This window comes from Bradyrhizobium sp. UFLA05-109, assembly GCF_054185165.1.
The window spans coordinates 60704-81019 of the sequence record NZ_JBBIAR010000021.1 but is presented as its reverse complement, the minus strand read 5'-3'; the positions used below and the strand labels follow the sequence as shown (position 1 = coordinate 81019).

The 20316-nt window shown below is 63.4% G+C and carries 24 protein-coding genes and 1 tRNA gene; 12 read left to right on the top strand and 13 right to left on the bottom strand.

Going from position 1 to position 20316, the window contains the following annotated elements:
• Window positions 1–60: 60 nt before the first annotated feature.
• The gene (gene carB / locus Q3C01_RS17380) at window positions 61–3525 is read right to left on the bottom strand and encodes a carbamoyl-phosphate synthase large subunit (protein ID WP_458146538.1); all 3465 of its coding nucleotides are present in this window, start codon (window positions 3523–3525) and stop codon (window positions 61–63) included.
• A gap of 251 nt (window positions 3526–3776) precedes the next feature.
• A complete protein-coding gene (locus Q3C01_RS17375; protein ID WP_458146537.1) occupies window positions 3777–4946 on the bottom strand; it encodes an MFS transporter in 1170 nt (389 codons plus the stop codon).
• Window positions 4947–5060: 114 nt separating this feature from the next.
• Between Q3C01_RS17375 and Q3C01_RS17370 the strand changes: the two genes are divergently transcribed.
• Complete coding sequence (locus Q3C01_RS17370) at window positions 5061–5432, top strand: ArsR/SmtB family transcription factor (protein ID WP_458146536.1); 372 nt, start codon at window positions 5061–5063, stop codon at window positions 5430–5432.
• Window positions 5433–5547: 115 nt separating this feature from the next.
• Here the strand turns inward: Q3C01_RS17370 and Q3C01_RS17365 are convergent.
• Together Q3C01_RS17365 and Q3C01_RS17360 are read right to left on the bottom strand one after the other, a co-directional pair.
• Window positions 5548–5623, bottom strand: a tRNA-Ala gene (locus Q3C01_RS17365).
• Between the two features lie 54 nt (window positions 5624–5677).
• Window positions 5678–6382, bottom strand: a complete 705-nt coding sequence (locus tag Q3C01_RS17360; protein ID WP_458146535.1) for a class I SAM-dependent methyltransferase — start codon at window positions 6380–6382, stop codon at window positions 5678–5680.
• Between the two features lie 113 nt (window positions 6383–6495).
• Between Q3C01_RS17360 and Q3C01_RS17355 the strand changes: the two genes are divergently transcribed.
• Window positions 6496–7026 carry a Dps family protein gene (locus tag Q3C01_RS17355; RefSeq protein ID WP_458146534.1) on the top strand — a complete coding sequence of 177 codons (531 nt, stop codon included), beginning with the start codon at window positions 6496–6498 and terminating at the stop codon, window positions 7024–7026.
• A gap of 77 nt (window positions 7027–7103) precedes the next feature.
• Here Q3C01_RS17355 and Q3C01_RS17350 read toward each other — a convergent pair whose 3' ends face one another.
• On the bottom strand, window positions 7104–7556 hold the full coding sequence (locus Q3C01_RS17350; RefSeq protein ID WP_458146533.1) for a DUF6691 family protein: 453 nt from the start codon (window positions 7554–7556) through the stop codon (window positions 7104–7106).
• A gap of 8 nt (window positions 7557–7564) precedes the next feature.
• Window positions 7565–7990 (bottom strand): YeeE/YedE family protein, encoded by a 426-nt coding sequence (locus Q3C01_RS17345; protein WP_458146532.1) that lies wholly within the window; start codon window positions 7988–7990, stop codon window positions 7565–7567.
• A 23-nt stretch (window positions 7991–8013) separates the two neighbouring features.
• On the opposite strand from Q3C01_RS17345, the gene Q3C01_RS17340 reads away from it, so the two are divergent.
• Entirely contained in the window at window positions 8014–8295 is a 282-nt protein-coding gene (locus Q3C01_RS17340) for a helix-turn-helix domain-containing protein (protein ID WP_458146586.1), read from the top strand.
• Here Q3C01_RS17340 and Q3C01_RS17335 read toward each other — a convergent pair.
• Together Q3C01_RS17335 and carA are read right to left on the bottom strand one after the other, a co-directional pair.
• Window positions 8198–8725 (bottom strand): hypothetical protein, encoded by a 528-nt coding sequence (locus tag Q3C01_RS17335; protein ID WP_458146531.1) that lies wholly within the window; start codon window positions 8723–8725, stop codon window positions 8198–8200. The genes Q3C01_RS17340 and Q3C01_RS17335 overlap by 98 nt on opposite strands.
• 226 nt (window positions 8726–8951) lie before the next feature.
• On the bottom strand, window positions 8952–10142 hold the full coding sequence (gene carA, locus Q3C01_RS17330; protein ID WP_458146530.1) for a glutamine-hydrolyzing carbamoyl-phosphate synthase small subunit: 1191 nt from the start codon (window positions 10140–10142) through the stop codon (window positions 8952–8954).
• A 232-nt stretch (window positions 10143–10374) separates the two neighbouring features.
• On the opposite strand from carA, the gene Q3C01_RS17325 reads away from it, so the two are divergent.
• The 6 genes from Q3C01_RS17325 to Q3C01_RS17300 all read left to right on the top strand — a co-directional run bounded on the left by Q3C01_RS17325 (window position 10375) and on the right by Q3C01_RS17300 (window position 14508).
• Window positions 10375–10830 (top strand): GatB/YqeY domain-containing protein, encoded by a 456-nt coding sequence (locus Q3C01_RS17325; protein ID WP_458146529.1) that lies wholly within the window; start codon window positions 10375–10377, stop codon window positions 10828–10830.
• Between the two features lie 214 nt (window positions 10831–11044).
• The gene (locus Q3C01_RS17320) at window positions 11045–12193 is read left to right on the top strand and encodes an epoxide hydrolase family protein (RefSeq protein WP_458146528.1); all 1149 of its coding nucleotides are present in this window, start codon (window positions 11045–11047) and stop codon (window positions 12191–12193) included.
• A 28-nt stretch (window positions 12194–12221) separates the two neighbouring features.
• Window positions 12222–12689: a MarR family winged helix-turn-helix transcriptional regulator gene (locus Q3C01_RS17315; RefSeq protein WP_458146527.1), complete on the top strand. Its 468-nt coding sequence runs from the start codon at window positions 12222–12224 to the stop codon at window positions 12687–12689.
• 77 nt (window positions 12690–12766) lie between these two features.
• Window positions 12767–13135 (top strand): nuclear transport factor 2 family protein, encoded by a 369-nt coding sequence (locus tag Q3C01_RS17310; protein WP_458146526.1) that lies wholly within the window; start codon window positions 12767–12769, stop codon window positions 13133–13135.
• Window positions 13136–13137: 2 nt separating this feature from the next.
• The gene (locus Q3C01_RS17305) at window positions 13138–13581 is read left to right on the top strand and encodes a hypothetical protein (RefSeq protein ID WP_458146525.1); all 444 of its coding nucleotides are present in this window, start codon (window positions 13138–13140) and stop codon (window positions 13579–13581) included.
• A gap of 153 nt (window positions 13582–13734) precedes the next feature.
• On the top strand, window positions 13735–14508 hold the full coding sequence (locus Q3C01_RS17300) for a DUF2189 domain-containing protein (RefSeq protein WP_458146524.1): 774 nt from the start codon (window positions 13735–13737) through the stop codon (window positions 14506–14508).
• Between the two features lie 158 nt (window positions 14509–14666).
• Here Q3C01_RS17300 and Q3C01_RS17295 read toward each other — a convergent pair whose 3' ends face one another.
• The 4 genes from Q3C01_RS17295 to Q3C01_RS17280 are packed head-to-tail and all read right to left on the bottom strand — an operon-like array spanning window position 14667 to window position 16417.
• Window positions 14667–15179 (bottom strand): SRPBCC family protein, encoded by a 513-nt coding sequence (locus Q3C01_RS17295; protein WP_458146585.1) that lies wholly within the window; start codon window positions 15177–15179, stop codon window positions 14667–14669.
• The gene (locus Q3C01_RS17290) at window positions 15179–15646 is read right to left on the bottom strand and encodes an SRPBCC family protein (RefSeq protein WP_458146523.1); all 468 of its coding nucleotides are present in this window, start codon (window positions 15644–15646) and stop codon (window positions 15179–15181) included. Before Q3C01_RS17290 ends, Q3C01_RS17295 begins: the two co-directional genes overlap by 1 nt.
• Window positions 15646–16110 carry an SRPBCC family protein gene (locus Q3C01_RS17285; RefSeq protein WP_458146522.1) on the bottom strand — a complete coding sequence of 155 codons (465 nt, stop codon included), beginning with the start codon at window positions 16108–16110 and terminating at the stop codon, window positions 15646–15648. The genes Q3C01_RS17290 and Q3C01_RS17285 overlap by 1 nt, the downstream gene beginning before the upstream one ends.
• Window positions 16103–16417 carry an ArsR/SmtB family transcription factor gene (locus tag Q3C01_RS17280; RefSeq protein WP_458146584.1) on the bottom strand — a complete coding sequence of 105 codons (315 nt, stop codon included), beginning with the start codon at window positions 16415–16417 and terminating at the stop codon, window positions 16103–16105. The genes Q3C01_RS17285 and Q3C01_RS17280 overlap by 8 nt, the downstream gene beginning before the upstream one ends.
• Window positions 16418–16623: 206 nt before the next feature.
• Between Q3C01_RS17280 and Q3C01_RS17275 the strand changes: the two genes are divergently transcribed.
• The 3 genes from Q3C01_RS17275 (at window position 16624) to Q3C01_RS17265 (ending at window position 19399) form a co-directional block, all read left to right on the top strand.
• Entirely contained in the window at window positions 16624–18072 is a 1449-nt protein-coding gene (locus tag Q3C01_RS17275) for an LVIVD repeat-containing protein (RefSeq protein ID WP_458146521.1), read from the top strand.
• On the top strand, window positions 18072–18617 hold the full coding sequence (locus Q3C01_RS17270; RefSeq protein WP_458146520.1) for a hypothetical protein: 546 nt from the start codon (window positions 18072–18074) through the stop codon (window positions 18615–18617). The genes Q3C01_RS17275 and Q3C01_RS17270 overlap by 1 nt, the downstream gene beginning before the upstream one ends.
• A 161-nt stretch (window positions 18618–18778) precedes the next feature.
• Window positions 18779–19399 (top strand): LysE family translocator, encoded by a 621-nt coding sequence (locus Q3C01_RS17265; RefSeq protein ID WP_458146519.1) that lies wholly within the window; start codon window positions 18779–18781, stop codon window positions 19397–19399.
• A 75-nt stretch (window positions 19400–19474) separates the two neighbouring features.
• On the opposite strand, the gene Q3C01_RS17260 is transcribed toward Q3C01_RS17265, so the two are convergent.
• Window positions 19475–20278, bottom strand: coding sequence for an N-formylglutamate amidohydrolase (locus tag Q3C01_RS17260; protein WP_458146518.1), 804 nt, complete (start codon window positions 20276–20278; stop codon window positions 19475–19477).
• Between the last annotated feature and the right edge of the window lie 38 nt (window positions 20279–20316).

The window sequence follows — 20316 nt, the reverse complement described above, 5'->3', positions numbered from 1 at the left end:
CCTCCGGCCATTGTAGCTTCATTGCCAATCACTTAGCGCGGGCTTGGCCCCCGCTAACGATCAGGTTTCCGAAAAGTAGCTCTGCAGGGTGCGAACCTCAAGGTCCCCGCCCAGATAAGCGCGGATGCCCTGCGCGGCCGCCACGGCCCCGGAAAGAGTGGTGTAATACGGCACTTTATGCAAGAGGGCTGCGCGCCGCAGCGAACGGCTGTCGGCAAGCGCCTGCGGGCCTTCCGTGGTGTTGAAGACGAGCTGGATGTCGCCATTGGTAATGGCGTCGACGATGTGCGGCCGGCCCTCCAGCACCTTGTTCACCTTCTCGGTAGGAATGCCCTGGTCGGCCAGGAAGCGCTGGGTGCCCGAGGTCGCCAGCACCTTGAAGCCGACGGATTGCAACAACCGCACCGCGTCCGCGATGCGGTTCTTGTCGCTGTCGCGCACCGAGACGAACACCGTGCCCTTGCGTGGCACGCGGGTGCCGCCGCCGAGCTGGCTCTTGGCGAACGCGACCTCGAAGGAGCGGTCGATGCCCATGACCTCGCCGGTCGAGCGCATCTCCGGACCGAGCACCGTGTCGACGCCGGGGAAGCGGGCGAAGGGGAACACCGATTCCTTGACGCCGACATGCTTGAGCCGGGCCTTCTTCAGCTTGAAGTCGGCGAGCTTCTCGCCGGCCATGATGCGGGCGGCAATCTTGGCGACCGGCGTGCCGATCACCTTGGCGACGAACGGCACCGTGCGCGAGGCGCGCGGATTGACCTCGAGCACGTAGATCTCGCCGTCCTTGATGGCGTATTGCACGTTCATCAGGCCGACGACGTCGAGCCCGAGCGCGAGCTCGCGGGTCTGCCGCTCCAGCTCCTCGATCATCTGGGCATCGAGCGAGTAGGGCGGGAGCGAGCAGGCGGAGTCGCCGGAGTGTATGCCGGCTTCCTCGATGTGCTCCATGATACCGACGATGAAGACGTCCTTGCCGTCGCAGAGGCAGTCGACGTCGACCTCGGTGGCGTCAGAGAGATAGCGATCGAACAGCAGTGGGTTCTTGCCGAGCACGGTGTTGATCTGCCCGGTCTTGTCGTTGGGGTAGCGCGCCTTGACGTCGGCGGGCACGAGCTCCGGCAGCGTGCCGAGCAGATAGTCGTTGAGCTGGTTCTCCTCGCGGATGATCTGCATCGCGCGGCCGCCGAGCACGTAGGACGGACGCACCACCAACGGCAGCCCGAGATCGGCGGAGACGAGCCGCGCCTGCTCGACCGAATAGGCAATGCCGTTCTTCGGCTGCTTGAGACGAAGCTTGTCGAGCACGCGCTTGAAGCGGTCGCGGTCTTCGGCGAGATCGATGGCGTCGGGCGAGGTGCCGAGGATCGGCACTTCGGCAGCTTCCAGCGCACGCGCGAGCTTCAGCGGGGTCTGGCCGCCGAACTGCACGATCACGCCATGCAGCGTGCCCTTGCTGCGCTCGGTCGCGATGATCTCGAGCACGTCCTCGGCCGTGAGCGGCTCGAAATACAGCCGGTCGGCGGTGTCGTAGTCGGTCGACACCGTCTCCGGGTTGCAGTTGACCATGATGGACTCGTAGCCGGCGTCATGCAGCGCGAAGCAGGCGTGACAGCAGCAATAGTCGAACTCGATGCCCTGGCCGATGCGGTTCGGGCCGCCGCCGAGGATGATGACCTTCTTCCGGTCCGACGGTTCGCTCTCGTCCGCAACTGCGCCTGCGAACGGCGCCTCATAGGTCGAATACATATAGGCGGTGGGCGAGGCGAACTCGGCGGCGCAGGTGTCGATGCGCTTGAATACGGGGCGGACGCCGAGCGCGTGGCGCTTTGCCGTCACATCGCCTTCCGTGCTCTCCGACAGCACCGCGAGTCGCGCGTCCGAAAAGCCCATGGCTTTCAGCGTGCGCATGCCGAAGGCATTTTGCGGCAGGCCGTTCTTGCGGACCTTGTCCTCCATGTCGACGATGCAGCGCATCTCGGCGAGGAACCAGGGGTCGATCTTGCAGGAGTTGAAGATCTCGTCGTTGGACCAGCCGAGCCGCATCGCCTGCGCCACCTGGAGCAGCCGGTTCGGCGTCGGCGTGCCGAGCGCGGCGCGGAGCGCGTTCTTGTCGTCGCCCTGGCCCAAGCCCTCGATCTCGATCTCGTCGAGACCGGTCAGCCCGGTCTCGAGCCCGCGCAGCGCCTTTTGCAGGCTTTCCTGGAAGGTGCGGCCGATCGCCATGACCTCGCCGACCGACTTCATCGAGGTCGTCAGCGTGTGGGAGGCGCCGGGGAATTTCTCGAAAGCGAAACGCGGGATCTTGGTCACCACGTAGTCGATGGTCGGCTCGAACGAGGCCGGCGTCGCGCCGCCGGTGATGTCGTTGGCGATCTCGTCCAGCGTGTAGCCGATCGCGAGCTTGGCTGCGACCTTGGCGATCGGGAAGCCCGTCGCCTTCGACGCCAAAGCCGACGAACGAGAAACACGCGGGTTCATCTCGATCACGACCATGCGGCCGTCGGCCGGGTTGATGCCGAACTGCACGTTCGAGCCGCCGGTCTCGACCCCGATCTCGCGCAGCACCGCCAGCGAGGCGTCGCGCATGATCTGGTATTCCTTGTCGGTCAGCGTCAGCGCGGGCGCCACCGTGATGGAGTCGCCGGTGTGCACGCCCATCGGATCGAAATTCTCGATCGAGCAGACGATGATGCAATTGTCCTTCTTGTCGCGCACCACCTCCATCTCGAACTCTTTCCAGCCGAGAACGGATTCCTCGATGAGGACCTCGTTGGTGGGGGATGCATCGAGGCCGCGCTCGATGATGTCGAGGAACTCTTCCTTGTTGTAGGCGATGCCGCCGCCGGTACCGCCGAGCGTAAAGGACGGCCGGATGATCGCGGGCAGGCCGATCTCAGACAGCGCCATCATCGCCTGGCCCAGCGCATATTCCTGGTAGCGTTTGCGACGTTCGTTCTCGCCGAGCACCCACTGCTGGTCGAGTTTTTCCAGCGCTTCGCCGGACAGCTTCTCGCGTTCGGCGTGGTATTTGTCACGGAAGGACTTCTTCAGTTCTGAGGCATTGGCAAGCCGCGACTTCGGTGTCTGGAGCCCGATCTTCTCCATGGCGTTGCGGAAAAGCTGGCGATCCTCGGCCTTGTCGATGGCGTCAGCGGTCGCGCCGATCATCTCGACGTCGAACTTTTCCAGCGTGCCTTGCCGGCGCAGCGACAGCGCGCAGTTGAGCGCAGTCTGGCCGCCCATGGTCGGCAGCAGCGCGAAGCCGCCGGGAATGACGTGACGTTCCTTCTCGATGATCTTGGCGACGATCTCGGGCGTGATCGGCTCGATATAGGTCGCATCGGCCAATTCCGGATCGGTCATGATGGTGGCCGGGTTGGAATTGACGAGGACGATGCGATAACCCTCGTCCTTCAGCGTCTTGCAGGCCTGGGTGCCGGAATAGTCGAATTCGCAGGCCTGGCCGATCACGATGGGACCGGCGCCGATGATCAGGATGGTCGAGATGTCTGTTCGTTTGGGCATAAGACTCGCGAACTGGAATTTGGGCACAAAAAAAGGGCGCGCTTGCCGCGCGTCCCCTGAAGCCGAAGCGCGATCAGCAAAAGTGGTAGCCGGTTTTGCGTCCGATCGCGCTTCAACTCTAAAAAAAGCGCATGATCTTCACGCCAAACCGCCCACACTTTGGCGGATCATGCGCCAGCGCGGGGGTCTCCCTCGCGCGCGGGTGGGTCTTAGACCAGATTCCGAGGCAGCGAAACCCCGAAAAACGCCCATCAACCGGCAATTTTTAAGGGTTTCGGCCGAGCCTGCCAGCCACGGGCAAGATGCACCAGAAGCGAGGTCGCAACGCTCGATCCGCCGACCCAGCCGAGATCGGTCGGCGAGAGCGCCGCCAGCACCGCGCCGCCCAAGGCGCCACCGATAGCGAAGCCGAGATACATGGCGGAGGCGTTGAGCGAAAGCGCGATCATCGAGGCTTGCGGCTCAATCCGGATGATGCTGGCAACCTGCGCCGGATAGAACGCCCAGCCCGAAATGCCCCAGAGGAAGATCGCGCCCAGCACGGCGTATTGGGCTTGGCCGGGCAACAGCTTCAGGACCAGCGAATGCAGGATCAGCGCGCTAGCCATGCCGGCGAGGCCGAGCGCCGCTGTGGCCAGCGTCCCGAGCCGGTCAGCGAGGACGCCGCCGAGCATATTCCCGATCGCGGCCGCTCCGCCGAAGACCAGCAGCGCAAGGCTGATCCTGGAGGCGTCGAAACCGAGGCTTTTCAGCGGGACCGCGAAATAGGTGAAGACGGTGAAGCCGCCGAGCGCCCACAGGGTCGTGATGAGAAGCGCGATCAGGACATTGCTGTGACGGGCCACCGCCAGCCGTTCTGCCAGCGAGGCTGCGTTGCGCGGCAGGCCACGGGGCAGGCCGAACAGCAGGCCCGCGAGCGCGACGGCCCCGAGCAGGGCGACCATGGCAAAGGTCGAACGCCAGCCGTACAGGCTGCCGATGAAATTACCCAGGGGAACACCGACCACGGTTGCAACCGTGAGGCCGGAGGTGACCAGCGCGACCGCGCGTCCGCGCCGCTCAGGAGAGGCAACCGCGACAGAAACGCCGAGCGCGGTAGGCATGCAAAGGCCGGCGCCGAACGCCATCAGCATCCGCGAGGCCAGCAGCAGCGGGAAGCCGGCGGCGACCACCGCCACCAGATTGCCGGCAATGAAGGTCGCGAGTGCCACCGTCAGCACGGTGCGGCGGTCGATATTGTTCAGCGTCACCGCCAGGATCGGCGATCCCACGGCATAGGTGAGGGCGTACACAGTGACCAACTGCCCGGCGGCCGATACCGAGATCGACAGGTCCGTCGCGATGGTCGGCAAAAGACCCGCAATGACAAAGGCTTCCGTCCCGATCGCAAAAGCGGCAAGCGCCAGCCAGAAGATGCTCATGTCCAGGCCTTCCTTTTAAGTTCAATGTTTATTGAACTATTCGCTGCCCTGGTTCCGTTGTCAATTAGTTCAAGAACTATTGAACATAGCGGCCGCATGGTTATAATCCGGCCTATGAGCCGCACGCCCTTGCACCCCACCCGCGAGCAGATCGAGCTGCCAATGGTTCTGGATTGCCTCAGCGATCCGATCCGGCTGGCGATCGTCTACCAACTCGCCCAGCAGGAACGTGTCAGCAGCGAACTGCGCTGTGGCGACTTCAGCGGCCTCGGGGCTAAGTCGAACCTCGCCTATCACTTCGCCAAACTGCGCGAATGCGGGCTAATGCAGACCCGAGTGGTGGGGACCAGCCGATTCATGCGGCTGCGCCGCGAGGATTTGCAAGCGCGTTTCCCGGGCCTGCTCGATGCCGTGATCAGCTCGGCCGCCAAGGATGCCGATCGGCTTCAGCTTCTGTCCGAGTGTGAAGTCGTTGAAGGGGAGTGAGGTTTTGGACGGGCAGTCCGTCTTCGCTTTCGCTCCGCTCCAGCTACACCGGACACGCTTCGCCCCTGCGGGCCTTGCGTGGCTGCGCCACGCGTAGCCCCGCAGGGGCGAAGCGTGGAGACCCGGCCTGGATTTGAACCAGGATAAAGAGCGATGCACTGCCCTCGCGTTGACGCTTCCGCCACCGGGCCAACCGGATCATGACCGATCGCGATCGGGCAGGCCACTTCCACTCCTCGTTAACCCTAACCGCGTGCAAAGGGCGGGCGCGCGATGAAGGTCATGCGCCAGCGGTTATGTCCGATATTGGTGTGCGCGCGCTGCACCGAAAACCCCGCCGCCGCGAGCTTGGCGGTGATCTCGTCCTCGCTGTAGCGCTGGAGTCCGATGCGCGAGCGCAGGTGGCGGTAGTCGGACAGCGCGGTCGAGACCAGTCCGACCAGCGCATCCTTTAGAAAGCCGTGACGTGCGCCAAAGCTGAGCAGCGCCATCACGTCCCTGAACATGCCGACCTCGGGCTGGAGGATGTCGCCGAGCACCAGCTTGCCTGAAGGTTTCAGGAGCCGGCGGATCACAGAGAGCGCGGAGTCCAGCTCCGCCGACGTCATATACTGAATGACCGAGTTCATCACCACGAGGTCGATGGATTGCTCGGCCATCTTGCGCACGTCTTCAAGCGAGCGGACACGGATCCTGGTGTTCGGCGCAAAGCGCGCGATCAGCCGGCCACGCACGCCCGGTGCGGGCTCCGCTAGGATCAGCTTCCCGCAGGCATTCGCCACCTCGCTCGCGGACAGCGCCTCGCCGCAGGCATAGTCCAGCACCGTCGCGTCGGGCGAGGAGATGTAGCCGATGATGTCCCGCGCGATGATCTGGAAGTGCAAATCGCGATGCAGCTTGCTGACATAGATCGTGTGCGTGGAGTCGTAATAGTCGATCCAATCGTCCATGGTCTTCGAGGGTCCCGGCAAAGCGGTTCCGGGTCAGGAACCGGTGCTGCTCGCCTGCGTTAGGGGTGCGACGGCACGCCGTCAATGTCCGCGTCCTAACAGGAAGGTCTCCCGTGAGCAAAAAGCCAGATAACCACAAGATCTCATCCGATCTCGACACCCCGACCGATTTGGCATCCGCCTCGGTCGACAAGGTTTCGGAAGCGCTCAACGTGTTGCTTGCCGATGCCTTTGCGCTGTACCTGAAGACCAAGAATTTCCACTGGCACATCAGCGGCCGGCACTTTCGCGACTACCACCTGCTGCTGGACGAGCAGTCGGAAGCGATCTTCGCCACCACCGACCAGCTCGCCGAGCGCGTCCGCAAGATCGGCGGCGCCACGCTGAAGTCGATCGGCCAGGTCGCCAAGCTCAAGACCATCAAGGACAATGACGAGGATTACGTCCCGCCACGCGAGATGTTGCGCGAATTGATGCAGGACAACAAGCACGTCGCAGCCGCCATGCGCAAAGCGCACGAGGTCTGCGACGAAGCCGGCGATGTCGCGAGCGCGAGCCTTTTGGAAACCTTCATCGACGAGACCGAGCGGCGGACCTGGTTCCTGTTCGAGGCCTCGCGTCAGGAAGGCAGCAACGCGGCGTAAGGGCGCAACTGCAGCAGGTTGGTGTTAGCCCCGCGGCTGCGTAGAGCGCAGCTCGCCGGGCCTCCTGCGGCCTTCCGTTACTCGTAAGATGGCATCGCCAGCGTCGGTTGCCGCTCCGTGAGCGCGCGGGCAGCGGCCATCCCGACCATCATCGCGATCGCGAACAGGACCGAAGCCAAAGTGCCGTAGCCGAAGGCCACAAAGGCCGGGCCCGGACAGAAGCCGGCGAGACCCCAGCCGACGCCGAAAATCGCCGGCCCGACAATGATGCGTGGATCGAGATCGTTCCTGGCCGGCAGATGGAAGGTGTCGCCGAGCAGCGGCCGTTGTCGCTTCAGTACCATTCGGAAGCCGATGAAAGCGGTGGCGACGGCACCCAGCATCACGAACATCAGGCTCGGGTCCCACGATCCCGTGCGAATGGCGGCGAGATCGAGGAAATTGAGAACCTTCGCGGGATTCGACATGCCGGAGATCAAGAGCCCGGCTCCGAATATCAGGCCGATGGCAAACTGTATCAGGACAGACATGGCAGGCCTCACACGAGATGCCGGACGACGAACGTCGTTACGAAGCCGGTGGTCATGAAGATCAGGGTGGCTACAATCGAGCGGATCGACAGGCGCGATATTCCGCAGACGCCGTGCCCGGAGGTGCAGCCGTTGCCCCACACCGAGCCGAAGCCGACCAGCACGCCGGCGACGGCCAGAAGCACGCCGCCGGTCTCGATCGCTTGCGGTGGAAACTCGCCGGTGACGAGGCGCGCAAGCGCGGGCGCAGCGATGAGCCCGGCGATGAAGGCGAAGCGGCCCGCGGTAGCGTTATCGCCGAAGGGCGGCAGCAGACGCGCGGCGATGCCGCTGACGCCGGCGATCCGGCCGCTGACAGCCATCAGCATCACCGCGGAAAGCCCGATCAGGACCCCGCCCGCAAGCGAGGCCAGCGGTGTGAACGTGGTCGGCATGAGGATGCTCCTCAGAGAAAAACATAGTTGCTCATTATATTCGAAACCTTCTCGACGGGGAGCGGTCGGTCGGCGAGCTCGCGGGCCTTGTCGGGCTGTCCTCGGCCGCATTGTCGCAGCATCTCGGCAAGATGCGCGCTCGAGCTGGTGAAGTGCTGCAGACGCTCTATCGGCTGCACTGCGCCGGAGTATGCTGCCGAAATAGCGCTAGGGACCTCGCCACAGCCGCATCAACGGCCCCTGCTTGCCCATTACGGGATCGCTCGGTGGCAGTTTCACCGCCGGTATGGTCTTCAGCGCTTTGACGTGGTTCCCTGGCGTTGGGCGCGTGACTTCCATCTTCGATCCGGGCGGATAGGCGCCGATCACGCAGAAATCGTCGCTTGCGCTGATACGCTGATGTCCGGTGCCAGCGGGGAGGATCGCAACGTCGCCCGCCTTGATGTCGAGCTCCTGACCGTGATCGCCGCCGAAGCGCACGCGGGCGTGGCCGCGCGCGACGCCGAGCACCTCATGCACGGTCGAATGATAGTGGAGATAATCGTAGACGCCGTTGCGCCACGTGCCGCCCCAGCCGTTCTCGGCGAACAGGCCTTCGATGGTTTCCTCGGGACGTTTCGGATCGAGCTTGACGGTGCCCTGATAGACCAGGAACGGCATGATGTTGTTCGGCACGACGCCATCGTCTTCGAAGACGATCGCAAGCGGCTCGGCATTGTCGTGGACGACGGCCATGGCGGGCTCCGGACGCAGACTAGCAGGGTTCAACGAAGGGCGTCAGTCAACGTTCCCTCGCCATTCCGGGGCGACGCGTCAGCGTCGAACCCGGAATCCATCGTCCCACGGAGCTCGTTGCGCAATGGATTCCGGGCTCGCGCTTCGCGCGCCCCGGAATGACGAATAAAAATGCCCGGGACGAGGCCCCGGGCATGACGAATTCGAAAAGTAGGATCGCGAAAGCTTACGCCCGCTTCCTCTCGCGCATCAGATCGGCAAAGCGCTGGAACAGATAGTGCGAGTCGCGCGGGCCGGGCGAAGCCTCGGGGTGATACTGCACCGAAAACACCGGCTTGCCGTCGAGCTGGATGCCGCAATTGGAGCCGTCGAACAGCGACACATGGGTCTGGGTTGCGCCCTTCGGCAGCGTCTTCTCGTCCACGGCAAAGCCGTGGTTCATCGAGGTGATCTCGACCTTGCCGGTGGTCTCGTCCTTCACGGGATGGTTGGCACCGTGATGGCCCTGATGCATCTTCCTGGTCTTGGCACCGACGGCGAGGCCGAGCATCTGGTGGCCGAGGCAGATGCCGAACGTCGGCGTGCCCGACTTGATCACTTCCTTGATCACCGGCACGGCATATTTGCCGGTCGCGGCCGGATCGCCCGGGCCGTTCGACAGGAACACGCCATCCGGCTTCATCGCCAAAATGTCCTCGGCCGATGTCGTCGCCGGCACCACCGTCACCTTGCAGCCGACGCCAGCGAGCAGGCGCAGAATGTTGCGCTTGATGCCGTAGTCGATGGCGACAACGTTGTACGCAGGATTGTCCAGGCGGCCGAAACCCTGATTCCATTCCCAGGGCGTCTCGTCCCAGGTGAAGCGCTGACCCGAGGTGACCATGGGCACGAGGTCCATGCCCTCGAGGCCGGGCCATTCGCGCGCCTCTTCCTTCAGGCCGTGCAGGTCGAACTCGCCGTTCTTCGCGTGAGCGATCACGGCGTTCGGCATGCCCTTGGTGCGGATCAGCGCGGTCAGCGCGCGCGTATCGATGCCGGACAGGCCGATGATGCCGCGTGCCTTCAGCCACTGGTCGAGATGGCGGGTGGCGCGGTAGTTCGAGGGATCGGTGATGGCGGTGCGCAGGATCACTCCGCGCGCGCCGGGCGTTGCGGCCATGTTCACCGTCTCGATGTCTTCCTCGTTGGTCCCGACATTGCCGATATGCGGGAAGGTGAAGGTGATGAGCTGCCCGGCATAGGACGGATCGGTCAGGATCTCCTCATAGCCGGTCATCGCGGTGTTGAAGCAGACCTCGCCGACGGCGTGGCCTTCCGCGCCGAGGCCAAAGCCTTCGAGCACCGTGCCATCGGCAAGCACCAAGAGCGCGGTCGGTTTATGGTCCGGCCAAGCGTGATCGTTTGCGGATTGTGTCATGAGCCCGCTACATAGTCCGGCGCGGCGCTGCCGTCAAAGCGGAGAAGTGCGGATTCACATGCGTTTTTGCATATTTGACAGACCTTCGAACGCACTTTGGCTGAAATTGGCAATTTTGGGCAATTTGGACGGCTGATGGGGAAATAATGGACCCGGACCGGCGCGGGTACGCTATGGCCTCCCGGCTGCGAACGGCCTAGATCAGGCACAATACATCGAAAGGATCAGGACCATGATGCGTGACGACATCAACGCTGCGGTGAAAGAGGCCATGAAGGCCAAGGACGAGCGCAAGCTCGGCACGCTGCGCATGGTCAATTCGACCATCAAGAACGCCGACATCGAGGCGCGTGGCAACGGCAAGCCGCCGCTTAGCGATGCCGAGCTGCTCGGCGTGCTCCAGAAGATGATCAAGCAGCGTCAGGAGGCGGTCGAACTTTACGAGAAGGGCGGCCGCGCCGAGCTCGCCGCCCAGGAGCGCGAGGAGATCGCCGTCATCTCGGCCTATCTGCCCAAGCAGATGTCGGATGATGACGTGAAGAAGGCGATTTCGGACGCGATCACTGAGACGGGCGCGGCGGGCATGAAGGACATGGGCAAGGTGATCGCCGCATTAAAGGCGAAGTACACCGGGCAGATGGATTTCGCGAAGGCCAGTGCTTTGGTGAAGGCTGCGTTGACAGGCTAATGCTTTCTTTCCCTCTCCCCTTGTTGTGGGAGAGGGTGGCTTCGCGAAGCGAAGCCGGGTGAGGGGTCTCTCTCGGCGCTTGAGCTTCTCGTATTTTTCTCTGCGGATAGAACCCCTCATCCGGCGCTTCGCGCCACCTTCTCCCACAAGGGGTACCTTTGATGTGGCGACCATTCGGTCTAGTCTCCTCGACAGACAGATCGGGAGGCAGCCGATGACCAGCGCGATCAAGCCGTTCCGCATCAATGTCAGCGACGACATCCTCACCGACCTCAAATCGCGCCTTGTGCGTACGCGCTGGCCGGAGGCGGAGCTGGTCGACGACTGGAGCCAGGGGGCGCCGCTGACATGGATCAAGGAGATCTGCGGCTATTGGGCCAACGAGTATGACTGGCGGGCGCGCGAGGCAAAGCTCAATCGCTTCGATCAGTTCACGACCGAGATCGACGGGCTCGATATCCACTTCATCCATGCGCGCTCGAAAGAGCCTGCCGCGCTGCCGCTGATCATCACCCATGGCTGGCCCGGATCGATCGTCGAATTTCAGAAGGTGATCGCGCCGCTAGTTGATCCCGCCGCGCACGGCGGCAATCCGGCTGATGCTTTCCACGTGGTGTGCCCGTCGCTGCCGGGCTTCGGCTTCTCCGCGAAACCAAAAGTGACCGGTTGGGGCGTCGACCGCATCGCCGCGACCTGGGCCAAGCTGATGGATCGCCTCGGCTACGTCAGCTACGGCGCGCAGGGCGGCGATTGGGGCTCGGCGGTGACGACCTCGCTCGGCGCGCAGGACTTCGAACATTGCGCCGGCATTCACATCACGCTGGCCTTCACTTCGGCACCAAGGGTCGAGGGCGAGCCGACGGCTGAGGACAAGCGGGCGCTCGCCGGGCTGAAGCACTATGTCGATCTCGACTCCGGTTATTCAAAGCAGCAATCGACGCGTCCGCAGACGCTCGGCTACGGCTTGACGGATTCGCCGAGCGGGCAGGCGGCCTGGATCCTGGAAAAGTTCTGGGCCTGGACCGATTGCAACGGCCACCCCGAAAACATCTTCACCCGGGACGAGCTGCTTGACAACGTCATGCTCTATTGGGCGACGGAGACGGCGACCTCCTCTGCGCGGCTCTATTGGGAGAGCTTTGGCAAGCGCCGCACGACGCCGGTCGTCAAGGTGCCGACCGGCGTTGCGGTGTTCCCCAAGGAGATCATCACGCCGGTGCGGCGCTGGATGGAGCCCAATTTTCATAACATCACGCATTGGAGCGAGATGGAGAAGGGCGGCCACTTCGCCGCCTTCGAGCAGCCGGAGCTGTTCGTGCGCGACGTGCGAAAGTTTTTTGCGACGGTGCGGGCGCGGGTATAAATTCTTTTCAATTCGACGCAGTCAGATGATGCCAAAGACGTCTCGTGCCGCGGGTCTTCACCGTGCCTCACTCGAGAAGCTGCACGATCTGGATGCGGCGCTGGAGCTCATGTATTACGGCTGGCGCGGAATGACGCTCCTGGCCGACGAGTATCTTGCGAAGCAGGGTCTGTCGCGTCCGCATCATCGTGTCCTCTATGTGGTGGCCCGCCGACCCGATATCGCAATCGGCTCGCTGATCGAGACACTCGGCATTTCCAAGCAGGCCTTGAATCGGCCGCTCAATCTGTTGCTGGAGCGCAAGCTTCTGACCTCGAAGCGGTCGCCCGAGCAGCATCGCTCCAAACTGCTGCGCCTGACGCAAGCGGGGCAACGCATCGAGGAGAAGGCATCGGACTACGAGCGCAAGGTCCTGCGCCAGGCGTTCGATCGCGTCGGCGCGCGCGGCGCGGCCACATGGATGGCCGTCATGGAAGCGATTGCCGACAACAATTAGCTCTGAGGTCAACAAAGTTGACATGAGAGGCTGGTTTTGTCACTCTTCTGGTGGCGAGCCAGGGGAGGGCCAGCGCCATGAGCGGACAGAAAATGGATCGCGCAGCCGCAGGACGGTTTGTTGAAGCGTGGTGCGCGAGCTGGTGCAGGGTCGATATCGACGCGGTCGTCGCGCACTTTGCCGAAGACGCAGAGATGCGCAGCCCTCTCGCACTGAAGCTGACCAATTCTGCCATCGTCGCGGGCGCGGAAAACATCCGGGACTATTGGCGGCAAGCCTATGGCAGCATCGAAAGTGCTGACCTGAAGATCCTGAATTGGAGCTGGGACGACGCGATCGCGCGCCTGACGGTGTGGTGGCAATTGGGCGACAAGCGCGCCAGCGAGTTCATGGACTTCGATGATGCCGGTCGTGTCGTGCGTAGCGAGGCCTTCTACGGAAAATAGCAATGCATCTTTCAGATTTCGTCCTGCTGCTCAACACGCTCTGGTTCGGCGGCGCCTTCATCCAGTTCAGCATCGCCCAGCGCAATACGCTGAAGATTCTCGTGCCGCGGGAAGAGCGCAGCAATCCGATTGCGCCGACCGTGTCGGCCAGCGTGGCGTTCCTTGGCGGGATCAATCTGCCGATCGGAATTCTTTCGCTCTATCTTCTCGCCGTTCGGCCACACTTCTTCCAGCCCATCGAAGCGCAGCTGGTCTTCTTCCTGTTCTTCGCCGCCTGCCACTTCAGCCAGTTCGCCTATAATCTTCCGGTCCTGATGCGCGGCGGACGCGTTGGGGTGGCCTACTGGCCCGTGTTGAAGGGGCCGATGCTCAGGATCTTCGTCATCGACGCGGCGCTGTTCGTGGCCAATCTCGGTGTGGCGCTTCTGTTCGCGTCGCACTCCTGACGAGCGGGAGAGTGGTGCAGCATTGAAAGACCATCGCGGTATCAGCTGACCGCTCAACTCTCCCGTGCAAGCCCTGCGAGAGCGGACTATCATTGGCGCCAAGGGTACCGCGCGCGGTGAAGATCGCGCGAGAGGAATTCGCGGAGGAAGCCAATGTCCATCTCGGGCAAAGTCGATCCGGTGGTGCGCACTGTGGCCGCGACCGACATCGCGGAGGCGCTGGCCGAAGGCCTTCGGGATTTCCAGGCGCTGCCGCTGTACGGGCTTTGCTTCGGCGTGCTCTATGCCGCCGGCGGCATCGCCATCATGCTCTGCCTTACCGCCTTCGGCCTGATCTATCTCGTCTATCCTCTCGCGGCGGGCTTTGCGCTGATCGGGCCGTTCGTCGCCATCGGCCTCTACGAGGTCAGCCGGCGCCGCGAGCGAGGTGAGCCAGTTTCCTTCGGCGGGATCTGGTCGACGATACGGTCGCGCAGCGAGATCGGCTGGATGGCCTTCGTCACGCTGTTCGTGTTCGTGGTCTGGATGTATCAGGTGCGGCTGTTGATCGCGCTGCTGCTCGGCCTGCACGCCTCGTTCTCGAGCCTGCAGGAATTCATGACCGTGGTGCTCACCACCAATGAGGGCCTGTTGTTCCTGGCCATCGGCAATGCGGTCGGTGCTGCGTTGTCTCTGATCCTGTTCTCGCTGACGGTGGTGTCGTTCCCGCTGCTGCTCGATCGCGATGTCGATTTCGTTACCGCGATGGTGACGAGCGTGCGTGCCGTCGTCACCAGCCCGTTGCCGATGATCGGCTGGGCCGCGGTCATCGTGATGCTGCTGATCGTCTCGGCGCTGCCGTACTTTCTCGGGCTGATCGTGACGCTGCCGGTGCTCGGGCATGCGACGTGGCATCTCTATCGGCGGCTTGTGGTGCCCCTTCCCTAGTCGTCATGGCGAAAGCCAGGACCCATTACCCCAGAAAGCAGTCGTGGCGCGAGATCGTAACCACGAGGCTTCGCCAAACATCTCCCTGGGGTAATGGGTCCTGGATCAGCGCTCCGCTTTGCTTCGCTTGTCCAGGACGACGGCGGAGATTGCAGGCGCTATGGCGTCTTGATGCCCATCGCCTTGAGCGCGTCCAGCATGCGTTGCGGCGGGCCCATCTTGACCACCAGAGGCTTGCCGGTCTCGAGCACGCTCTTGAGGCTCGACAGGATCGCGGGCCAGCCCTGCCGTCCGCCGGCAAGAATGTCGTCGCTGAGCGGCCGGTCGTGGCCTTCGCTCATGGTGAGCCGGACCGCGTCGCCAATCTTTTCAATCTCGTAGGTGACGAGCGTCGGCCCGAGCTTCTCGATCAACTCGGGCCAGTTGACGTTGAAGGTGACCGAGAGCTTTCGCGGCGGGTCGTAGGCGAGGACCTCGCCGCTGATATGCAACGCGCCGTCCGGCGTGTGCACGGTAAATACACCTCCGAGCCGCGGCTCGACCTCGACGGCATTGCCGAAGAAATACGTCCGGCTGAACTCGGCCGAGGTCAGCGCCTCCCACACCTTTTCCGGCGTGGAGGCGATGTAGATGGTGTAGACCGTGAGCGGCTTGAACTGCGCGAGATTCATCATTCAAATCCTTCGATGGCCAGCGCGGCCGGCGGGATCGTAGGCGCTTTGCCGGTTTCCAGCAGGCTCTTGAGCCCGGAGAGGATTGCCGGCCATCCCTTGGAGATGCCGTCGAGCAGCTTGCTGCCGTGGGCGAAGCCCTCGTGGGTCACCGTCAGCTTCACGAGATTACCCCACGGCTCGAGTGTAAAGATGACCTTGCTTGGCGGTTCATTCCGCATCGCCTCGTCGACTTCATGCTTGAACGTATAAGATAGCCGGCGCGGTGGATCGATTTCCAGGATCTCGCCGGTGTCGGTGGTCTTGCCGCTCATGACGAGTGCGAGGGACGAGCCCACCTTCCAGTCGGATCTGACCTCGGTGTCGAACCAGTATTGCCGGGTGAACTCGCTGTCGGTCAGCGCGTTCCAGAGTTTTTCCAGTGTGGTCTCGATATAGGTGACATAGACGAATTCGGGCCGAGACATCACGCGGCGTCCTTCTTTGAATAACTCGGCGGCACGATGTCGATGGTGTGGCCGGTCTCGAGCAGGCTCTTCAGGTTCGACAGCACCATCGGCCAGCCGCCCGAAATGTCGCGCAGGGTCTTGCCGTCCTCGCCGAGCTCGTCATGCGTGACCGTCAGCTTGACGACCTTGCCGCGCGGTTCGAGATCGAAGGTGACGCGCGAGATCCCTTCGCCCGCGGCTTCGGGCTTGCGATTGTGCCAGCTATAGGCGAGCCGCCGCGTCGGCTCGAAGGCGATGACCTCGCCCTCTACCGTCGGATTGCCATTGTTGGTGAAACGATAGGGCGCGCCCTGCGTCCAGTCGGAGGCGATGCGATGGCCGAACCAGTAGCGTTCGGTGAAATCGCCGTCAGTCAGCGCCTGCCACAGCGCCTCGGGCGAGGTCTCGATATAGGTCACGTAGACATAGCTCGGCTTACTCATCGCGCTTCTCCAGTTGACGTTTCAACTCGCTGAGCGCGGCGAGTTTCCCGCGCTCGAACTTCCTGATCCAGCGTTCGCCGATCTGATGGATCGGCACGGGGTTGAGGTAGTGCAGCTTCTCGCGGCCATGCCTGAAGGGGGTGACCAGGTTGGCCTCTTCGAGAATGGCAAGGTGCTTGGTGACGGCCTGTCGCGTCATCTCCAGGCCCTCGCAGAGCTCGTTCAGCGTCTGGCCGTTTTTGGCGTGAAGCCTGTCCAAGAGCGACCGTCTCGAGGCGTCGGCCAGCGCTTTGAAGACCTCATCCATGCAGATGATAATAGGCAACCAAATGGTTGCATGTCAAGCATGTCCGTTATTCCGGGGCATCGCGCAGCGATGAACCCGGAATCTCGAGATTCCGGATCACCGCTGCGCGGTTTCCGGAATGACTGCCTTGATCTCGAGATCATGTTTTCGGCGCGGTCCCTGTGTTAGCGTATCTCAGCCAACGGAGATTGGTTCCGGGAGGAAACATGTTTCGTCGCGTCCAACTTGCTTGCTGCCTGGTCTATCTTGCATGCGGCGCCAGCGTCCACGCCCAGAAGCAGCAGGTGATCGGCGCGCCGCCCGAAGCCTCCAACATGAAGCTGGTCGGATATAGCGACCTTCAGGCTCGCAGCGCCTATCAGCCGACCATTCATCATCAGGGCGATCGCTGGATCGCCTATATCGGCCATCATGGCGGCACCGACGACGTGCCCAGTCCCGTCAATCCCTTGACGGGGCAAGCCGAGCCGAACGGCACCTCGATCGTCGACGTCACGGACGCCGCGCATCCCAAATATCTGCGCCACCTGCCGGGGCAGGAGGGCAAGTATGAATCCGGCGGCGCGCAGATGGTGCGGGTCTGCGATGGCAAATCGCTGCCGAAGGGCGATGCCAACGCCGTCTACATGCTGCGCACCTTCGGCAGCGAGGCGCATGAGATCTGGAACGTCGCCGATCCCGGCAATCCCGTGCTCATCAGCCGCATTGGCGGTTTGAAGGACACGCACAAGAGCTGGTGGGAATGCGACACCGGCATCGCCTATCTCGTCTCGGGCGCGCCGGACTGGCGCACGCGCCGTATGACGCAGGTCTATGATCTCGGCGATCCCGCGCATCCGCAGAAAATCAGGGATTTCGGCCTGCCCGGGCAGGAGCCCGGTGCGACCGGCGCGGTGCCGACCGAATTGCACGGGCCGATTTCGACGGGGCCGACGGGCAACCGCGTCTATTTCGGCTACGGCACCAACAAGGGCGGCATCTTGCAGATCGTCGATCGCGAGAAGCTCTTGAACGGCGGCAAGGAGCCGACGCCGGAGAACCTGCGTTATCCCGAGATCGCGCGCCTGCCGATGTCCGCCTTCAACGGCGCGCATACGACGTTTCCGATGCTCGACATGCCCGTCGCCGAGTTCGCCGAAGACAGGGACGGCAAGACCCGCGACATCGTGATGATCGTCGACGAGGCGATTTTGAACGAATGCGGCGAAGCGCGGCAGATGGTGTGGTTCGCCGACGTCACCACCGAGGCGCGGCCGATGATGATCTCGAGCTATACGGTGCCCGAGGCGAGCGGGCAGTTCTGTCAGCGCGGCGGCCGGTTCGGCTCGCATTCGTCGAATGAGAGCATGGCGCCGGTCTATTACAAGAGGATGGCCTTCATCGCCTTCTTCAATGCCGGCGTACGTGCGCTCGATATCCGCGATCCCTATCACCCCAAGGAGGTCGGCTACTTCATCCCGGCGATCACGGCGGCGACTGACAAGCGCTGCATCCCCGTCGAAGGTGGCGAGCGCTGCAAGGTCGCGATCCAGACCAACAATGTCGAGACCGATGACCGCGGCTATATCTATATCGTCGATCGCGCCAATACCGGGATGCACATTCTGGAGCTGACTGGACCTGCGCGCGCCGTCGCCGGCCTGCCGAAGAACTGATGATGCGGCGCGCGGCGACCCTATTGGCCTCCGCAATCGCGCTCGGCGCGTCCGGTGTCGGCGCGTATCAACTCGCGCCGGTGCCGGCGGAGACGTCTTCACATTGGCGCGAGATCGCCTGGCCGTTTCCGCGCGACGGCTGGCCGGCCGGCCGTGCCTTCCGCTGCGAAGGTGGCTGCGCGGGTGCCGAGCTCTACGTCCGCGCCAAGCTCGGCTTCTGCAATTGCGACCGCGGCGTTGCCGATGACGACGAGGTCGATCGCGTCACCGATCTCGATTTGATCAGCCCGCGTTTCGCGGCGGCCGCTCCGGGCGATCGGTTGCGCGTCGGCGAGCTGCATGGTCGCGCCAGACGCTACGATCTCGACATGTCCGACGGCACGCGCCACGCGGCCACCGGTATCGCCCTGTCGCGTCGCTGCGATCTCCTGGTTGCAGTTGTGCAAAGTGCGGATAAGGCGCGCGCGATGCAGCACGCTGCGATTGAGTTCCTGGAAACGCAGGAGATGAAAACATGGATGGTCGCTGCGCTGGATGGACGGTAAGGCACGTACGATCGCGCCGCCCACACCGCCGTCATCACCCGCCTTCGCTTTCGCGGGGTATGACGACGGTGTCCGTGGCCCGTGCGTGCGATACACGTCGAGCTTTCGCCCCTGCGCCAAACATGCATTAATGAGCCGCAACTCCCTCAGCGAGTCTCCCCATGATGTCCTTGCAAGCCTATCTCGCCTTCGTCGCCGCCTGCATCGCGCTGGCGCTGTTGCCGGGTCCGATCGTCACGCTCGTCATCGCCAATGGCCTCAGGCATGGAACCCGGGCGGCGCTGACCAACGTCGCGGGCGCACAGGCTGGCCTTGCGATCGTGATCGGCATCGTCGCGATCGGACTGACCTCGCTGATGGCGACCATGGGCTACTGGTTCGACTGGGTGCGCTTTGCCGGGGCCGCCTATCTGATCTGGCTCGGCATCAAGCTGATCTGGTCGCCGGTCGAGGGCGTCAAGGTCGATGAACCGCCGGCACCGCCACGCGGCGGCTTCTTCCTGCAAGGCTTTCTGGTGCTGCTGTCGAACCCGAAGGTGCTGGTGTTCTTCGGCGCCTTCATCCCGCAGTTCATGGACATGAACCGCGACCACTTCCCGCAGGTCGCGCTGCTGGGCGCCACCTTCATGGTGACGGCCGCGATGACGGACGCGCTCTACGCAACCGCCGCCGGCCGCGCCCGAAAATTCTTCTCGGCACGCCGGACGCGGATGATGTCGCGCGTCTCCGGCGGCTTCATGATCGGCGGCGGTATCTGGCTGGCGCTGACCCGGGCCAAATAGCCCCTCGCGGCGTGTCCTGTTGCGACATGATCTGATGGGTTGAAGAGATGAGCCGCGGCTTGCGCCCAGCAGCGGCTACACCAACCCCTCCGCCCTCAGCTCTTTTTCGATCTCCGCAAAAATCCTCGCCAGCCGTTCCGCCCATTGCTGCTGGCCGGATTGGTCGGTGATCAGATCCTGGCGGATCTCGATGCCGGTGTTGAAGAGGCCGCGCGCCTCGCCGTGGACGGGGATGGTGTAGTCGGTGAGGTCGCTCACCGCATAGGGCTCGTTGTCGCCGACCACGAGATCGCTTTCGCCGCGCAGATGTTTCAGCAAGAGCTGCGGCAGCACGGTGTCGCGGTGATAGAGCGTGCCGATGTGCCAGGGCCGCGCGACGCCGGCATAGACCGGCGTGAAGCTGTGCAGCGCGACCAGCACGGTCGGGCGCCTGGCATGAACGCGCGCGTCGATCACCGCATTGATGCGGCCGTGATAGGGATCGAAAATCTCGCGGCGCCGCGCGTCGCGTTCGTCGGCGGAAATCCCCTCATTGCGCGAGATCACCGTGGCCTCCGAGATCACGGGGATGGAGCTTGCGACGCCCGGCGGGCGGTTGCAGTCGATCACGAGCCGCGAGTAGCGCTGCACGATCAGATGCGCATCCAGCATCCCAGCCAGCCGCTCCGCGACGCCGGCAATCCCGATGTCCCAGGCGATGTGCCGTGTCAGCTCGGTTTCGGCGACGCCGAGATCGCCGAGCGCGTGAGGCAGCGTCCGCCCGTAATGATCGCAGGTGAGCAGGAAGGGGGCACCTCCTGCCGCATTCGTCTCATGCACCGGCGGAATGTCGCCTTCGCCGAGAAGTTGATTCGTCGTGCCGGCCGCCTCTAAAACCATCCTGATTGCCTATGGAAAATGCACTCTGCTCTTAAAAT

Excerpts from the sequence above, each read along its gene's own strand:
- carB (WP_458146538.1), bottom strand. The coding sequence starts at position 3,525 with ATGCCCAAACGAACAGACATCTCGACCATCCTGATCATCGGCGCCGGT.
- Q3C01_RS17375 (WP_458146537.1), bottom strand. The coding sequence starts at position 4,946 with ATGAGCATCTTCTGGCTGGCGCTTGCCGCTTTTGCGATCGGGACGGAA.
- Q3C01_RS17370 (WP_458146536.1), top strand. The coding sequence starts at position 5,061 with ATGAGCCGCACGCCCTTGCACCCCACCCGCGAGCAGATCGAGCTGCCA.
- Q3C01_RS17360 (WP_458146535.1), bottom strand. The coding sequence starts at position 6,382 with ATGGACGATTGGATCGACTATTACGACTCCACGCACACGATCTATGTC.
- Q3C01_RS17350 (WP_458146533.1), bottom strand. The coding sequence starts at position 7,556 with ATGTCTGTCCTGATACAGTTTGCCATCGGCCTGATATTCGGAGCCGGG.
- Q3C01_RS17345 (WP_458146532.1), bottom strand. The coding sequence starts at position 7,990 with ATGCCGACCACGTTCACACCGCTGGCCTCGCTTGCGGGCGGGGTCCTG.
- Q3C01_RS17335 (WP_458146531.1), bottom strand. The coding sequence starts at position 8,725 with ATGGCCGTCGTCCACGACAATGCCGAGCCGCTTGCGATCGTCTTCGAA.
- carA (WP_458146530.1), bottom strand. The coding sequence starts at position 10,142 with ATGACACAATCCGCAAACGATCACGCTTGGCCGGACCATAAACCGACC.
- Q3C01_RS17325 (WP_458146529.1), top strand. The coding sequence starts at position 10,375 with ATGATGCGTGACGACATCAACGCTGCGGTGAAAGAGGCCATGAAGGCC.
- Q3C01_RS17320 (WP_458146528.1), top strand. The coding sequence starts at position 11,045 with ATGACCAGCGCGATCAAGCCGTTCCGCATCAATGTCAGCGACGACATC.
- Q3C01_RS17315 (WP_458146527.1), top strand. The coding sequence starts at position 12,222 with ATGCCAAAGACGTCTCGTGCCGCGGGTCTTCACCGTGCCTCACTCGAG.
- Q3C01_RS17310 (WP_458146526.1), top strand. The coding sequence starts at position 12,767 with ATGAGCGGACAGAAAATGGATCGCGCAGCCGCAGGACGGTTTGTTGAA.
- Q3C01_RS17305 (WP_458146525.1), top strand. The coding sequence starts at position 13,138 with ATGCATCTTTCAGATTTCGTCCTGCTGCTCAACACGCTCTGGTTCGGC.
- Q3C01_RS17300 (WP_458146524.1), top strand. The coding sequence starts at position 13,735 with ATGTCCATCTCGGGCAAAGTCGATCCGGTGGTGCGCACTGTGGCCGCG.
- Q3C01_RS17295 (WP_458146585.1), bottom strand. The coding sequence starts at position 15,179 with ATGAATCTCGCGCAGTTCAAGCCGCTCACGGTCTACACCATCTACATC.
- Q3C01_RS17290 (WP_458146523.1), bottom strand. The coding sequence starts at position 15,646 with ATGTCTCGGCCCGAATTCGTCTATGTCACCTATATCGAGACCACACTG.
- Q3C01_RS17285 (WP_458146522.1), bottom strand. The coding sequence starts at position 16,110 with ATGAGTAAGCCGAGCTATGTCTACGTGACCTATATCGAGACCTCGCCC.
- Q3C01_RS17280 (WP_458146584.1), bottom strand. The coding sequence starts at position 16,417 with ATGGATGAGGTCTTCAAAGCGCTGGCCGACGCCTCGAGACGGTCGCTC.
- Q3C01_RS17275 (WP_458146521.1), top strand. The coding sequence starts at position 16,624 with ATGTTTCGTCGCGTCCAACTTGCTTGCTGCCTGGTCTATCTTGCATGC.
- Q3C01_RS17270 (WP_458146520.1), top strand. The coding sequence starts at position 18,072 with ATGATGCGGCGCGCGGCGACCCTATTGGCCTCCGCAATCGCGCTCGGC.
- Q3C01_RS17265 (WP_458146519.1), top strand. The coding sequence starts at position 18,779 with ATGATGTCCTTGCAAGCCTATCTCGCCTTCGTCGCCGCCTGCATCGCG.
- Q3C01_RS17260 (WP_458146518.1), bottom strand. The coding sequence starts at position 20,278 with ATGGTTTTAGAGGCGGCCGGCACGACGAATCAACTTCTCGGCGAAGGC.